The organism is Bacillus sp. JNUCC-22, assembly GCF_018861275.1.
Lineage (GTDB): Bacteria > Bacillota > Bacilli > Bacillales > Bacillaceae > Bacillus > Bacillus velezensis.
Genome location: NZ_CP076408.1, coordinates 2,368,894 through 2,383,731 on the forward strand (window position 1 = coordinate 2,368,894; position 14,838 = coordinate 2,383,731).

Genomic DNA, 14,838 nt, shown 5'->3' on the forward strand with positions numbered 1-14,838 from the left:
AATAAAATGATATTTATACTAAAGAAATTATCATACATAACCCCTTTTTTCAAGTTATTCACCTTTTCTTTTCATCCTGAAAAAAGTCTCTGTTAAAGCTCGTTCCCCTTGTTTTGCTTTCTTCTTTTTTTATAACGGCGCCTTTTCTGATCAGGTTTTGGCCGTACTTTTCATTCAGCTCGTTCATCATCTGAAAAATCGGCTCATCCTTTGCGTCCTCCTTGAATGAAAACAGATCAAGCTGTTTATACGCCTGCTGTTTTTCAACCAGTTCCGTTCCGGTGATGCCGAGAAGCCTTACCGGGTTTTGGTTCCAGTGCTTGTCAAACAGTTCCATCGCCGCTTTCATGATGTCTTTTTTCTGATCAGCCGGATTGCTGAGGGTCATGCTTCTTGTGACTGTTTTCCAATCCGCATACCGAATCATGATGAACAGCCGGCAGGCCATGACCTCCTTACGCTGGAGCCGTTCGCTCACAGACAGCGCGAGCCGGTCAAACACGCCCATTAATTCATCCCAGTCAGCCGAATCATGCGACAGGGTGGATGAGTTGCCGACGCTTTTAAATTCATAAATCCGCTCGGGATTGACTTCTGCAGGATGGATGCCGTTCGCTTTATCCTTCAGCCTCGGGCCGTTTATGCCGAGAAGCGTTTTCAGCGCATGTTCATCTCCTTTTGCCAAATCACCGATCGTTTTGATGCCGAGCGTTTTTATTTTTTCCGCAGTTTTCGTTCCTATACCGTGCATCTCTTCAATCGGAAGAGGCCATAAGACGTCCGGCAGCTCTCTTTTTCTTAAAATGGTGATGCCGAGCGGTTTTTTCATGTCAGAAGCCATTTTAGCGAGAAATTTATTCGGGGCGATGCCGATGCTTGACGGAAGCAGAAGCTCTTTTTGCAGTCTCGCCTGAATGTCTTCGGCTGTCTCATACGCCCTGTGGCTGTGCGGTGTGTCCGTAATATCCATGTATCCTTCATCAATAGAAACAGGCTCGACTAAATCCGTATACTCCCTCAGAATGCTGAACATTTCTTTTGACGAACTCCGGTAGCGGTCAAAATTCGGAGGCACGACGATGAGTTCCGGACAGAGGCGTTTTGCCCGCCACACCGGCATGGTGGTCTTTACGCCCCGCGCTCTCGCTTCATAGCTGCAGGTGACGATGATTCCTTTCCGTTCCTTCACGTTTCCGGCAACGGCGATAGGTTTTCCTCTTAAAGACGGATCATACGCCATTTCTACGGAGGCATAAAAACTGTTCATATCGATATGAAATATAATTCTCCCTTTTCCGGCCACTCCCGGCGCCTCCTTTCCTTTCATAGACAACCTTATATATATGTAGTAAAATAAGAGCTGAATGGATGTGATAAAATGATTCTTGAGTCAATGAATGACTTTTTATTTTTAGTCGATTTTTTCACAATTATTCTTCCCGCTCTGACCGCGATCGGCATCGCTTTTCTTTTGCGTGAGCGCCGCGCAGGCGAGCATTGGAGAACGAAACGAATAGATGAACATCAAGCAGTCGTTCAGCTGAACCGAACAGACTTTCTTATTATTATATATCATCGCATTACAACTTGGATACGTAAAGTCATCCGCATGAATTCACCGGCGAATGATGATGAAGATGTCAGCTTCCTCCTTTTATAACGGCAAGTGAAGATAAAAAGGAGGAGACATAATTGTCTAAAACATATCAAAAATGGATCGCATTCGGATTGTTTTTTATCGTACTGTGCACAGGCCGCTCGGCTTTTGCAGCGACATCTCAGACTCAGACGGGAGGCCTCGGGAATATCGGGTTTTTTCACGATTACCTGATCGAGCCGTTTTCGGCACTTTTAAAAGGCGTGGCGGGCCTGTTCCACGGTGAGTACGGATTGTCGATTATTCTGGTGACGATTATCGTCCGGATCGTTGTATTGCCTTTGTTTGTGAACCAATTTAAGAAACAGCGGGTGTTCCAGGAAAAAATGGCTGTGATCAAACCGCAGGTCGACAGCATTCAGGCTAAAATGAAACAAACGAAAGATGCGGAGAAACAAAAAGAACTGCAAATGGAAATGATGAAGCTTTACCGTGAGCACAATCTGAATCCGATGGCAATGGGATGTCTTCCGATGCTGGTGCAATTCCCGATTTTGATCGGTTTTTATTACGCCATCCGCTCAACGCCGGAAATCGCTTCACACTCATTTCTGTGGTTCAGCTTAGGGCATTCTGATATTCTTGTATCACTGTGCGCGGGGGCCATGTATTTCTTACAGGCTTATATTTCCCAAAAATTAAACGAGAAATATTCACCGGCTGCTCAAAACCCGGCCGCGATGCAGTCAGCAAAAATCATGGTCTTTATTTTCCCTGTCATGATGACCGTTTTTTCACTTAACGTACCGGCTGCGCTGCCGCTTTACTGGTTTACAAGCGGACTGTTTTTGACAGTGCAGAATGTACTTTTACAGCAGACGCATCATAAAAAGAAACAGGCTGCGGCTCAGGCGGAGCCCGCCAAATCATAATACTGAAACCCTGCCGGAACCTATCCGGCGAGTTTTTCTTGTATCTGCAAGGCTTTAAACCAATTATCATGAAGAATGAAAAAAGCACCCAATCAACTGGGTGCTTCGTTTTTAGTTGGCCGCTGTTTCGATAATGGCAACGACCATTTCCGCCGTTTTGACGAGCTCTTCAATCGGCATTTTTTCATTTTTCGTATGGATTTGTTCATAGCCTACTGACAGGTTGACTGTCGGAATGCCGTGGCCGGCAATGACGTTTGCGTCACTTCCGCCGCCGCTTGTCTGAAGTTCGCTCGGCCGGCCGATTTTTGCCGCCGCTTTTTTCGCGACTTCCACAACCTGATCGCCGTCCTGATATTTGAAACCCGGATACATAACCGCGATGTCCACTTCCGCGCGGCCTCCCATCTCAGCTGCAGCAGATTCGAAAGCTTCTTTCATTTTCTGCACTTGCGCTTCCATTTTTTCAGGCACTAATGAACGCGCTTCAGCCAGAATATCAACCTGGTCGCAGACGATATTGGTTTGCGTGCCGCCTTCGAAACGTCCGATATTAGCCGTTGTTTCTTTATCAATGCGGCCGAGCGGCATTTTTGAGATTGCTTTTGATGCGATGGTAATCGCGGAGATGCCTTTTTCCGGTTCTACCCCCGCATGAGCCGTTTTCCCGAAAATGGTTGCTCTCACTTTCGCTTGTGTCGGCGCGGCTACAATAATGTTACCGACTTTTCCGTCTGAATCAAGCGCAAAACCGTATTTCGCGGTAATGTCTGAACGATCCATTGCTTTTGCCCCGACTAATCCCGATTCTTCTCCGGCCGTGATAATGAATTCAATGGTGCCGTGCTCGATGTTTTGTTCTTTCAGCACTTTAATGGCTTCAAACATTGCGGCAAGTCCCGTCTTATCATCAGCGCCGAGAATCGTCGTGCCGTCGGATTTTACATAGCCGTCTTCCACAATCGGCTTAACGCCTTTGCCCGGGACAACCGTGTCCATGTGCGATGTGAAATAAATCGTATCCGCATCTTTTGTGCCCTTTAACGTACAGATTAAGTTGCCGGCTCCATGCCCCGTCACTTCTTTTGTATCATCTTCTTTTACGCTCAATCCTAAATCAGTGAATTTTTGTTTGAGCACCTTGCTGATTTCCGCTTCATGTTTTGTCTCTGAATCAATTTGAACGAGTTCAAGAAATTCTTCAAGCAGACGTTTTTCGTTTACCATTTTCAGTTCCCTCCGTTTAAAGCGGTATATTACCGTGCTTTTTTTTCGGTCTTTCCTCTTCCTTATGCGCAAGCATGTCAAATGCCTGAATCAATTTTTTCCTCGAGTCTTCCGGCCGGATGATATCATCCACCATTCCGCAGGCCGCCGCTTTATACGGACCGGCGTTTTCCTTTTCGTATAAGGCTTTTTTTTCGCGCTTCGTTTTCTCCGGGTCGTCAGAAGCCTGTATGTCTCTGCTGTATAAAATCGACGCCGCGCCTTCCGCTCCCATCACGGCGATTTCCGCATTGGGCCAGGCGAATACAAGATCTGCCCCGAGCCCTTTCGAATTCATGGCGACATAGGCGCCTCCGTAAGCTTTTCTGATGATGAGCGTCACTTTCGGCACCGTCGCTTCGGCAAAAGCATACAGCAATTTTGCTCCGTGACGGATGATTCCCGCATGTTCCTGCTGAAGGCCCGGAAGAAATCCAGGAACATCAGCGATCGTCAATAACGGAATATGAAACGCGTCGCAAAAACGGATGAATCTCGACGCTTTGTCAGCGGCATCAATCGTGAGGCTCCCCGCCAAGTGTTTCGGCTGGTTTGCGACAACACCGACTGTACGCCGTCCGAGTTTCAGAAAACCGACAGCAATGTTTTTGGCAAAATACGGCTGAATGTCAAAAAACGTTCCGTCATCCGCCAGCTCTTTTATTACCTGTAACACATCGTAAGGTTTCGAACTGTCCGCGGGAACGAGGGTGTTTAATAACGGTCTGGCGTCTTCCTTTTTAACGGGCAATGCCGTCTGTCCGCCGTGCGGGAGATAAGAAAGCAGGGTTTTCACAGCGGAAAGAGCCTCTTTTTCCGTTCGTGCGGAATAGTGGGCATTTCCGCTTATCACATTATGTATTCCCGCACCGCCTAAACTTTCCGCGTCAATCTGTTCACCCGTCACCTGTTCAATGACTTTCGGGCCTGTAATAAACATGTGCGACGTATGTTCCGCCATAATCACAAAATCCGTCAATGCGGGTGAATAAACAGCACCGCCGGCACACGGCCCAAGGATGACAGAAATTTGCGGAATCACTCCCGAGTAAAGGACGTTGCGCCTAAAGATATGACCGTATCCATTTAATGATACCACACCCTCTTGAATTCTCGCACCACCTGAGTCGTTCAGCCCGATGATCGGGGTTTTATTTTTCGCCGCCAGATCCATTACCGCCGCGATTTTTTCCGCATGTGTCTCGCCGAGCGTCCCGCCGAGTACGGTAAAGTCATGGGCAAACAAATACACGGGCCGTCCGTCAATTGTGCCGTATCCGGTAACAACGCCGTCTCCCGGAGCATTCTGGCATCCGGGCATGCGGCTTTTGGCAAACGGCTGCAGCTCTGAAAAACTGTCTTCGTCCAATAAATAGTCAATTCTTTCTCTTGCCGTCAGCTTGCCTTTTTTGTGCTGTTTTTCATTTTTTTCCGCTCCGCCGCCGTTTGTTAAAAAGGAACGTCTTTCATTTAAGTGTCTGATATGATCACTCATGCTCATCTTGAGTTTCTCCTTTTTCAATTGTTTCACAAAGCTCAATCAGGACCCCGTTCGCCTCTTTTGGAGAGAGAAATGCGATCTTCTTCCCGCCCGCTCCGTTTTGCGGTTCATGATGGATCAAAGTCATGCGGCATGCTTCAAGCTCCTTGATCGTTTCCTTCATATCGGCGCAGCGGAATGCTAAATGATGCAGCCCTTCGCCTCTTTTCTGTAAAAAAGAGCTGACGGGAGACGCGTCCGAAAGCGGCTCAATCAGCTCAAGCTTTGTGCCTCCCGCTTCTAAAAAAGCAACTCTCACATTTTGGCCGCTTACCAGCTCGTCTCCCATATACGTAAGCCCGAGCATCCGTTCGTAAAATCCTCTCGCAGCTTCAATAGAGCTGACGGCAATGCCGACATGATCAAGTTTTTTCATAGCGCGGCCACCTGCTTTCCGCCATAGGATATGGCTTGTTCATACAAGCAAAACACGTTAAAATGATAGACAGTAATCTTAAGGAGTGAAACAATGTCTCAAAAATTTATGAAAAGCGCCGTCATCGTCATTTTGGGCGTATTTATACTTTCAACCCTCCTCTCAGGCATTATGATGTATTTGCGGTAAAAAAGCAGGCGCCTCATTGCAAGGGGGTTTCCTGCTTTTTTATGAGGGCTTTCCGCTCTATTGCAATTTCCTCGAATGAGCGGTTTTCTTTTGTAATCAATACTTTCGTTCCGGGAGGGATAATCCGGAAAATACGGATGACATCCCGGTTTTTCATACGGATGCAGCCGTTTGATACAAACCCCCCGATCAGCTCTTCTCTGTTTGTTCCGTGAATGCCGTATATCCTGCCGTCGGTTCCTTTCGCGTCAAAACCGATCCAGCGGACGCCGAGCGGGTTTTCCGGCGCGCCTCCCTTCACATTTTTCTTCCGGTAATACGGATTGACGGCTTTGACCGTTACCGTAAATTCTCCTTCAGGCGTCAAATCATCCGTTTTTCCCGTCGCCACCTGATAAATGCCTTGTATTCGGTTATCCTTCACAACAGCAAGCGCATTTGTGGCTTTATTGACGATAATATAAGGGTCACCCGGCAAAGGGTTCGCGCCAAGCGGCCAAAGCGGAGACAGCAGCAGGGCGGCTGACAATAAAAAAAATCGCATGGGCTCCCCTCCTTTTTTCATTAGAATGACCAATGAAAGGAGGACTCATGCGATTGATCCATATGTTTTTTACAGCTTGATGCCTTTGAAATAACTTTTAATCACGAGGTATTGTTCCATCTCACCGAGGAGGTGGAACAAAGCCGCCCGCGCTTCAAACTCCTCGCGCGTTGCCGGGAGCGGCATTTCTTCAAATTCCGTTCTCATTTCTGCAAGTCTTTTTAAAAATTTATGAGCGGTATTGCCGGGATGAATGGCTTCCCTTAATTCATGGATGAAATGGGCGATTATTTTGCCCTGCTCCACCGTTATTGAAATAGAGGTAATCTTCGGCAGCAGCCGTTCAATGATTTCAAATTGTTTCTGTCTCATCTTAAAATAATGATAGTAAAGATTTTCATGGCGCAAAATATGATTCTGCACGTCCCGATAGGCGAGGTTTTTCGCCTCTTGAATTATCTGATGCGTCTCCGGTATTTCCTTCCCCGACCAATCTTGCTCACCAGTTAACAAATACCGTTCGATTTCGGCGAAGATGACGGAAAAGTTGTCCTCGATTTTTTTCCGGTACGCCGCGAGTTTTCTGTCGAGGCTCGGCATATACAGATTCATTAACAGCGCGACGCCGATACCTACGGTGATCAGCTGGAACTCATTCCAGATAAACGCCATCGTAATGCCGCCGGACATATATAAATGAAGAATGATTACTGAGCTGGTGACGATCCCTTCGTTTATTTTTAAAACGACTGTAGTCGGAATGAACAGCACCAGCAATATTCCGATCGCAAACGGATAATAGCCGATCAGCCCGAAAAAGACATATGAGAAGACGATCGCCAATAAACAGGCGGCAAATCGGGCCCACGAAGCCTGAAGCGACCGCTTTTGCGTAATCTGGATGCACAATATGGTGATGATTCCTGCGGATGCGAAGTTTTGCAGATGCAACAGCTGGGCTAAATAAATGGCCAGCGCCGTTCCAAGTGCGGTCTTTAGTGTGCGGTAACCGATTTTAAACATTGCTTGCTCCATTCTGTTTGTTTCTTTCTCAAAAAAAAGAAGAAGAGCATTCTTCTTCTTTTCTTCCAGTTATATTTTATAATATTTTTTCTAAAAAGTCCTGTGCTCTTTTTGACTTCGGAGAAAGAAAAAATTCTTCCGGCTGCCCGTCTTCCACGATCGTCCCTTCATCCATGAATAATACGCGGTCTGCCACTTCTTTGGCAAATCCCATTTCGTGCGTTACGATCACCATCGTCATGCCCGTCTGCGCGAGCTCTTTCATCACCTCAAGAACTTCTTTGACCATTTCCGGGTCAAGAGCCGAGGTCGGTTCATCAAACAGCATGATGTCAGGATTCATGGCAAGCGCCCGCGCGATGGCGACCCGCTGCTTCTGTCCGCCTGACAAACGGTTTGGATAGTCGTTCCGTTTGTCAAGCAGTCCGACTTTTTCAAGGAGAGCGCACGCCTTTTCCTCCGCCTCCTTTTTAGACTCTTTCTTCACGCTGACCGGCGCGTATGTGATATTTTCAAGCACCGTTTTATGAGGAAACAAATGAAAATGCTGAAATACCATGCCGATATTTTCCCGCACTTTCAGTTTATTCGTTTTAGCTGCGGTAATTTCGTTTTCTTTAATGGCAATCGTTCCGCCGCTCGGGGTTTCCAGCAGATTTAAGCAGCGCAGAAACGTTGATTTGCCGGAACCGGAAGGGCCGATGACAGCAACGACTTCCCCTTCTTCGATCTGTGTTGAAATGTTTTTCAGTACTTCGTGTTTCCCGAATGATTTTGACAGGTTGTCAACCTTAATCATTGGCTTTCAGCTTCCTTTCTACGCCTTTTCCGATGAATGCTAAGATCAAAACGAGCACGTAATAGATTAAGCCCGCCACAATAAGAGGTTCTAAATAGTTGTATGTTGCGGCGCCGGACTGGTAGGCCCGTCTCATAATGTCGCCAAGACCGATAACTGTGACGATCGCCGATTCTTTCGTTAAGGTGATTAATTCGTTAATAATAGCCGGAGAAATGTTTTTAAACGCCTGCGGCAGCAGCAGATCTTTCATCATTTTTCCGTATGGCACGCCGAGAGCGACGGCAGCTTCTTTTTGTCCTTTGTCAATTGCGTTGATTCCCGCTCTGATAATTTCAGAGACGTAAGCGGCTGAATTGAGCGATAATGCGGTGACCGCCGCCCAAAATTGATCGATCTGAAAGCCGAGGAGCTGCGGCATACCGAAATAAATGATCATCAGCTGCAGCACGAGCGGCGTGCCGCGGAATATCGAAGTATAAAAATCTGCAATCCATTTCAGCGGACTGATCGTGCTGATTTTAAATAAGCTGAGCACGATGCCTAATACAAGACCGATGACCGCCGAAACGAGCACAATTTTCAATGTGACCGCAAGGCCTTCCAATATAAAAGGAATTTGGGGGATTGTCGCTGAGAAATCCAAATTCATACGTGTGATCTCCTTTGTCTTTATTCAAGATAAAAAGCTCAACGAAAAGTTGAGCTTTCTTTTATTTCTCGTTGGTGAACCATTTTTTCTTCAGTTTTTCGATTTCTCCGTTTTTCTCCATTTCTTTCAGCGCTTTGTTGAACTTCGCTGTCAGATCGCTGTCTTTGCGGAACGCAATCGCGGAGCCCGATTCGTCTGATTTCGCATCTGCTGACGCAAAGCCCTGCAGATCATGATTTGAACTGAAATAGCCTTGTGCTACAATGTCTTCGATAATCGCGGCATCAAAACGCCCGGATTTGATCTCTTCGGTTAAGTCTGAGATCCGGTTGCGGTCTTCGAGCTGAAAACCGTATTTCGAAGCGAGCTTCTTGCCTTTTTCTTCTTGAATGGAGCCGAGCTGAACACCGACAGTTTTGCCTTTCAGATCATTCAGGGATTTAATGCTGCTTCCCTTTTTCGTAACGATCATATTGTTAGCAGTATAATAAATATCAGAAAAATCAACTTGCTTTTTCCGTTCCGGCGTAGGTGTCATTCCAGATAAAATCATATCTACCTGCTTGGACTTCAAGGATGTAATCAGGCTGTTAAAATCCATGTCCTGCACCTCAACGTCATAGCCGGTCTTTTTGCCCAGAGCTTTTGCCAGATCAACGTCAAACCCGGTGATCTGATCGCCGTCTTTATATTCAAATGGTTTATAGTCAGCCGATGTACCCATAATCAGCTTGTTCTTTCCGCCCTCTGAGCCTGAATTGCCTGATCCGCAGGCGGACAGCGCAAAGGTGATACATGCGGCAGCTAATACCAACAGCCATTTCTTCATGATTCATTTCCCCCATATCTACTGATCTCTTAAATTTGAATATTTATTCGTTAACTTGTATTTTAAACACTTTTTAATTGTGATGCAATACTATTTTTGAAAAATATACTTTCCTTTCTGTGTTTATTATAGTCATTGTTTTTCAGATTAGTGACAGCTGAACGCCGATGTATAAATATTTATATTTATACAGATTCCATATAAAAAAACCCCGCAAGCGCTTTGCTCCGGGGTTTTTCTTTCACTTATACTTCTTCACAATATTCTTCAAATGCTTCCTGCAGTTTTGTGACGACGGCCATCGGCTCATGGCCTTCAATTTCATGGCGTTCCACCATTTTCATGATTTTCCCGTCTTTTAAAATGGCAAATGACGGAGAGGACGGCGGATAGCCTTCAAAGTATTCTCTCGCTTTGGCTGTCGCTTCTTTATCCTGTCCGGCAAATACCGTCACAAGCTGATCCGGGCGTTTATCGTAATGTACGGAATGGTACGCGGCAGGCCGTGCAATACCGCCGGCGCATCCGCACACAGAGTTGACCATGACGAGTGTGGTTCCTTTTTTCGAAAGCACATCGTCCACTTCCTCAGCGGTTTTCAGCTCTGTATACCCGGCGGCCGTGATTTCCTGGCGGGCTTGACGCACGACATCATTCATAAATAAATTAAAATCCATATTCAACTGGGACCTCTCCTTTTTGATCATCTCTTCTTATGATAGCAAGGAACGTCCCTATCGGCAAATGACACCGCTCATATCCAATTGTTTTTTGTCCCTTTTATGTTCCCGATGTAAGTTTATGACCCTTTAAAAACGGGAAACTTGATAAGGAGATTGTCTGAAATAAAGGAGCAGTCATATGAGCCAACGGAAAGCAGTTTTAATTTATAACGGAAACGCCGGTCAAAAACAGATTGATAAAACGCTCGGCACGGTCGTCCCCATTTTGGCCCAATCAGCTGATGAACTTTTGATTAAACCGACCAAACATCAGGATGATGCCCGTCAGTATTGTGAAAATCTCGACAGTTCAGTTGACCATTTATATATTTTAGGCGGAGACGGCACTGTGCATCAATGCATCAACAGCATCAGCAAGCTTGATCACAGACCCGCTGTCGGCATTTTGCCGGGAGGAACGTGCAACGATTTCTCACGGGCGCTCGGCATCCCGCAAAACCTTCAAAAGGCCGCTGAAGCGCTCGCGGCCGGACATAAACGGATGATTGACGTCTGTAAAACGGATGACGGCTATTTTCTGAACTTCTGGGGCATCGGACTGATCACCGAAGCATCAAGCCATATTAATGAAACTGAAAAAGCATGGCTTGGTAAAATCAGCTACTTCACGAGCGCCTTGCGGACGATGACAAGCGCGAACCCGTTTCCTGTCAAATTGACGATTGACGGCGAGGTGAAAGAAGACGAAGCCGTAATGGTGCTTGTCATGAACGGGCATTATATCGGGACAAACAGAGTTCCCCTGCCTGATGCCAGCCTCCAGGACGGCTTAGCCGATGTGTTAATCTGCCGCAACACAAGCCTTGCCGCGCTGCGGGAGCTGATGACGATGGAGCAGGGTTCGTTTGATGATTTCAAAGGGGAGCTGTCCTATATTCAGGCCTCCAGGATTGAAATCGAAACCGCACGTGAGATGGACGCGGATACAGATGGCGAGGTATACGGAACAACACCTTGTACGATCGAAGTGAAAAAACATCATCTCACTATGCTTGTTCCCGAGGATTCACAATGAAAATAAAAAAGCTCCTTTTGCCGCCCGGGCAAAAGGAGTTTTTTTAATAGACGGAAGTATGTTCATCAATGTTTTCTAAGATCTCTTTGACGCGTCCGAGGAATCGGCCGCACACGAGCCCGTCGAGCACTCTGTGATCTAAAGACAGGCAAAGATTAACCATATCACGAACGGCGATCATCCCATTATTCATGACAACCGGACGTTTGACGATAGATTCTACCTGAAGAATCGCCGCCTGCGGATGGTTGATAATGCCCATAGATTGAACTGAGCCGAAAGATCCCGTGTTATTGACGGTAAATGTGCCGCCCTGCATATCTTCCGCGGTAAGTTTTCCGTTTCTCACTTTTTTCGCAAGATCCGTTATTTCTCTGGCTATGCCTTTAATCGTTTTTTCATCAGCATGCTTAATAACCGGAACAAACAGCGAATCTTCCGTGGCAACGGCAATGGAGATGTTGATGTCTTTCTTTTGGACGATTTTGTCCCCCGCCCACATGCTGTTCATCTGCGGGAACTCTTTGAGAGCCTGCGCCGCCGCTTTTACAAAGAAAGCGAAAAACGTTAAATTGAAGCCTTCTTTCTGTTTAAATGAGTCTTTAATGCTGTTTCTGTACGCCGTCATGTTCGTGACGTCGACTTCCATCATCGTCCAGGCATGCGGAATTTCTGTTTTGCTTTTATGCATATTGGCGGCGATGGCTTTTCTGACGCCTGTAACCGGAATTTCAATATCACCGGCTGACAGAGCGGGTTGCGGCGCTTGTTTTTGCTGTTGTTTCGGCGCTTGTTGCGTTGTTTGAACGGCAGCCGGCGCCGGTGCTTCCGACTTCTGCTTCATTCCCGAATCAATGATCTTTTGAATATCTTTTCGCGTAATTCTTCCGCCTGCACCCGTTCCTTCAACTTCTTCAAGCTGAATGCCGTGTTCTCCCGCTAATCTGAGCACGGCCGGCGAATAACGCGCTTTATTTGACTGATCTTTACCTTGACGGTTTGCACCGGTGTCTGAAGGGGTATTCTGCTCTTCTTCCCGCTTCGGCGCCACTTCGGTTTCCGTTTCTTCTGTTTCAATTTTGCAGATGATCTCGCCGACTGCAAGAGTCTGGCCTTCTTCTCCTACAAGTTCTGTAATCGTACCGGTAAAAGAAGACGGCACCTCCGCATTCACTTTATCCGTCATGACCTCCGCGATGGGGTCATATTTATTCACTTGATCACCGGGGGATACCAGCCACTTGCTGATCGTCCCTTCCGTCACGCTCTCTCCGAGCTGAGGCATAGCCATTTGTTCAATCGCCATGTCAAAAACCTCCTTACGTCTTTAAAACTCCGCTAATTCTCTCATCGCGGCTTCTGCTTTGTCAGGATTCATCATGAAGTATTTTTCCATTGTCGGCGCATAAGGCATTGCCGGAACGTCAGGACCTGCAAGCCGCTTGATCGGCGCGTCTAAATCAAATAAGCAGTTTTCAGAAATAATGGCGGCGACCTCGCTCATAATACCGCCTTCTTTCGTATCTTCTGTGATCAGCAATACTTTTCCCGTTTTAGACGCTGCTTCAATGATGGCTTCTTTATCTAACGGATAAACCGTACGCAAATCTAATACGTGTGCAGAAATTCCATCTTTTTCAAGGCGCTCGGCAGCCTGCAGAGCAAAATGGACGCATAATCCGTACGTAATAACAGTAATGTCGCTGCCTTCGCGTTTTACATCCGCCTTTCCGATCGGAAGGACGTAATCATCCGCAGGGACTTCGCCTTTAATCAGACGGTACGCCCTCTTATGTTCGAAAAACAGCACCGGATCTTCGTCACGGACTGCAGCTTTCAACAGCCCTTTTGCGTCATAAGGAGTTGAAGGCATGACAATTTTAAGGCCCGGCTGGTTGGCAAAAATGGCCTCCACAGATTGGGAATGATACAACGCGCCGTGCACACCGCCGCCGTAAGGCGCTCTGATGACCATCGGACAGCTCCAATCATTGTTTGAACGGTAGCGTATTTTTGCCGCTTCTGAAATGATTTGGTTGACCGCAGGCAGAATGAAATCGGCAAACTGCATCTCGGCAATCGGGCGCATGCCGTACATCGCGGCGCCGATGCCGACACCGGCAATCGCTGATTCAGCAAGCGGCGTATCCATCACCCGCTCTTCTCCGAACTGTTCATAGAGACCCGCCGTGGCTTTAAACACGCCGCCTTTTCTCCCGACGTCTTCCCCGAGAACAAACACGCGCGGATCTCTTTCCATTTCTTCTTTCATTGCTGCATTAATACTGTCAATATAAGACATTACAGACATAAGTATTCCTCCCTACTTCGCATAAACGTGATCAAGCGTTGATTCAGGAGATGCGTATGGCGCTTTCTCCGCTTCGTCTGTCGCTTCGTTTACGATAGCCATGATGTCATCCAGCATGGTCTTTTCTTCTTCTTCACCTAGAAGCCCGGCTTCTTGCAAGTATGCTTTGTATAAAAGAAGCGGATCTTGTTTCTTCGCTTCTTCTACTTCTTCGCGTTCTCTGTAGCTGCTGTCGTCGTCATCACTGGAATGCGGCGTCAAACGGTAGGAAACCGTTTCTATTAATGTAGGGCCTTCGCCTTTAGACGCCCGTTCGCGCGCTTCTTTTACAGCCCGGTAAACTTCCAGCAGGTCGTTTCCGTCAACAGTGACTCCCGGCATGCCGTAGCCTGCCGCCCGGTCGGATATTTTCTCGCACGCCACCTGTCTGTCATACGGGACAGAAATGGCATACTTATTGTTTTCACACATGAAAATGACCGGCAGTTTATACACGGCGGCAAAGTTTGCCCCTTCGTGAAAATCCCCCTGGTTGGAAGATCCTTCTCCAAAGGTAACGAAAGAGACGATATCCTTTTTATCCATGCGTCCCGCAAGCGCGATTCCGACTGCGTGAGGAACCTGCGTCGTAACAGGGGATGAGCCCGTTACGATTCTGTTTTCCTTTTGCCCGAAGTGGCCCGGCATCTGCCTTCCGCCTGAGTTCGGGTCAGCTGCTTTCGCAAAACCCGACATCATCAAATCCTTTGCAGTCATACCGAATGCAAGCACAACCCCTATATCTCTGTAGTACGGAAGCACATAGTCGGTATCACGGTTTAAGGCATAGGCCGCGCCTACTTGCGCCGCTTCCTGTCCTTGACATGAAACAACGAACGGAATTTTGCCCGAGCGGTTTAAGAGCCACATTCTTTCGTCGATTTTTCTGGCTAACAGCATGGTTCTATACATTTCAACGGCTTCTTCGTCAGAGAGCCCTAATGCTTGATGGCGGTTTGTAGTCATTCAAACCCCTCCTTCTT

General features: G+C 47.1%; 17 protein-coding genes. 4 read left to right on the forward strand and 13 right to left on the reverse strand.

The features are described 5' to 3' along the window. Positions 1 to 58 precede the first annotated feature (58 nt). Positions 59 to 1,303 carry a DNA polymerase IV gene (locus JNUCC22_RS11245; protein WP_216061735.1) on the reverse strand — a complete coding sequence of 415 codons (1,245 nt, stop codon included), beginning with the start codon at positions 1,301 to 1,303 and terminating at the stop codon, positions 59 to 61. 75 nt (positions 1,304 to 1,378) lie between these two features. On the opposite strand from JNUCC22_RS11245, the gene JNUCC22_RS11250 reads away from it, so the two are divergent. Further along, positions 1,379 to 1,660 carry a hypothetical protein gene (locus tag JNUCC22_RS11250; RefSeq protein ID WP_003153239.1) on the forward strand — a complete coding sequence of 94 codons (282 nt, stop codon included), beginning with the start codon at positions 1,379 to 1,381 and terminating at the stop codon, positions 1,658 to 1,660. Positions 1,661 to 1,692: 32 nt separating this feature from the next. After that, positions 1,693 to 2,529 carry a membrane protein insertase YidC gene (locus JNUCC22_RS11255; RefSeq protein WP_007408393.1) on the forward strand — a complete coding sequence of 279 codons (837 nt, stop codon included), beginning with the start codon at positions 1,693 to 1,695 and terminating at the stop codon, positions 2,527 to 2,529. A gap of 111 nt (positions 2,530 to 2,640) precedes the next feature. Here the strand turns inward: JNUCC22_RS11255 and JNUCC22_RS11260 are convergent, their stop codons facing one another. Genes JNUCC22_RS11260 through mce form a run of 3 tightly spaced genes read right to left on the reverse strand, consistent with a single transcriptional unit; the run spans position 2,641 to position 5,711 of the window. Beyond that, on the reverse strand, positions 2,641 to 3,756 hold the full coding sequence (locus JNUCC22_RS11260; RefSeq protein WP_003153237.1) for a tripeptidase T: 1,116 nt from the start codon (positions 3,754 to 3,756) through the stop codon (positions 2,641 to 2,643). Positions 3,757 to 3,772: 16 nt separating this feature from the next. Continuing rightward, on the reverse strand, positions 3,773 to 5,290 hold the full coding sequence (locus JNUCC22_RS11265) for an acyl-CoA carboxylase subunit beta (protein ID WP_103715905.1): 1,518 nt from the start codon (positions 5,288 to 5,290) through the stop codon (positions 3,773 to 3,775). Continuing rightward, positions 5,283 to 5,711, reverse strand: a complete 429-nt coding sequence (mce, locus tag JNUCC22_RS11270; protein WP_015240172.1) for a methylmalonyl-CoA epimerase — start codon at positions 5,709 to 5,711, stop codon at positions 5,283 to 5,285. The genes JNUCC22_RS11265 and mce overlap by 8 nt, the downstream gene beginning before the upstream one ends. A 93-nt stretch (positions 5,712 to 5,804) precedes the next feature. Between mce and prli42 the strand changes: the two genes are divergently transcribed. Beyond that, entirely contained in the window at positions 5,805 to 5,900 is a 96-nt protein-coding gene (prli42, locus tag JNUCC22_RS11275) for a stressosome-associated protein Prli42 (protein WP_007408390.1), read from the forward strand. A 13-nt stretch (positions 5,901 to 5,913) separates the two neighbouring features. Here the strand turns inward: prli42 and JNUCC22_RS11280 are convergent, their stop codons facing one another. From JNUCC22_RS11280 to brxB, 6 genes are all read right to left on the reverse strand, one after another. Then, on the reverse strand, positions 5,914 to 6,444 hold the full coding sequence (locus JNUCC22_RS11280; protein WP_020956060.1) for a L,D-transpeptidase: 531 nt from the start codon (positions 6,442 to 6,444) through the stop codon (positions 5,914 to 5,916). Positions 6,445 to 6,513: 69 nt separating this feature from the next. Continuing rightward, positions 6,514 to 7,467: an aromatic acid exporter family protein gene (locus JNUCC22_RS11285; protein WP_039063420.1), complete on the reverse strand. Its 954-nt coding sequence runs from the start codon at positions 7,465 to 7,467 to the stop codon at positions 6,514 to 6,516. Positions 7,468 to 7,543: 76 nt separating this feature from the next. Next, a complete protein-coding gene (locus JNUCC22_RS11290) occupies positions 7,544 to 8,266 on the reverse strand; it encodes an arginine ABC transporter ATP-binding protein ArtM (RefSeq protein ID WP_003153229.1) in 723 nt (240 codons plus the stop codon). Beyond that, positions 8,259 to 8,918 (reverse strand): arginine ABC transporter permease ArtQ, encoded by a 660-nt coding sequence (locus JNUCC22_RS11295; RefSeq protein ID WP_003153227.1) that lies wholly within the window; start codon positions 8,916 to 8,918, stop codon positions 8,259 to 8,261. The genes JNUCC22_RS11290 and JNUCC22_RS11295 overlap by 8 nt, the downstream gene beginning before the upstream one ends. Before the next feature lie 61 nt (positions 8,919 to 8,979). After that, a complete protein-coding gene (locus JNUCC22_RS11300; protein ID WP_216061736.1) occupies positions 8,980 to 9,747 on the reverse strand; it encodes an arginine ABC transporter substrate-binding protein ArtP in 768 nt (255 codons plus the stop codon). 245 nt (positions 9,748 to 9,992) lie between these two features. Beyond that, positions 9,993 to 10,430 carry a bacilliredoxin BrxB gene (gene brxB, locus JNUCC22_RS11305; protein WP_216061737.1) on the reverse strand — a complete coding sequence of 146 codons (438 nt, stop codon included), beginning with the start codon at positions 10,428 to 10,430 and terminating at the stop codon, positions 9,993 to 9,995. A gap of 178 nt (positions 10,431 to 10,608) precedes the next feature. Between brxB and JNUCC22_RS11310 the strand changes: the two genes are divergently transcribed. Then, positions 10,609 to 11,505, forward strand: a complete 897-nt coding sequence (locus tag JNUCC22_RS11310) for a YegS/Rv2252/BmrU family lipid kinase (protein WP_150941303.1) — start codon at positions 10,609 to 10,611, stop codon at positions 11,503 to 11,505. A 43-nt stretch (positions 11,506 to 11,548) separates the two neighbouring features. On the opposite strand, the gene JNUCC22_RS11315 is transcribed toward JNUCC22_RS11310, so the two are convergent. From JNUCC22_RS11315 to JNUCC22_RS11325, 3 genes are read right to left on the reverse strand one after another with little or no spacing between them, the layout of a single operon-like run. Then, complete coding sequence (locus JNUCC22_RS11315; protein ID WP_216061738.1) at positions 11,549 to 12,811, reverse strand: dihydrolipoamide acetyltransferase family protein; 1,263 nt, start codon at positions 12,809 to 12,811, stop codon at positions 11,549 to 11,551. A 21-nt stretch (positions 12,812 to 12,832) separates the two neighbouring features. Next, entirely contained in the window at positions 12,833 to 13,816 is a 984-nt protein-coding gene (bfmBAB, locus tag JNUCC22_RS11320) for a 3-methyl-2-oxobutanoate dehydrogenase subunit beta (protein WP_003153216.1), read from the reverse strand. A 12-nt stretch (positions 13,817 to 13,828) separates the two neighbouring features. Continuing rightward, complete coding sequence (locus tag JNUCC22_RS11325; protein ID WP_007408383.1) at positions 13,829 to 14,821, reverse strand: thiamine pyrophosphate-dependent dehydrogenase E1 component subunit alpha; 993 nt, start codon at positions 14,819 to 14,821, stop codon at positions 13,829 to 13,831. Positions 14,822 to 14,838 lie beyond the last annotated feature (17 nt).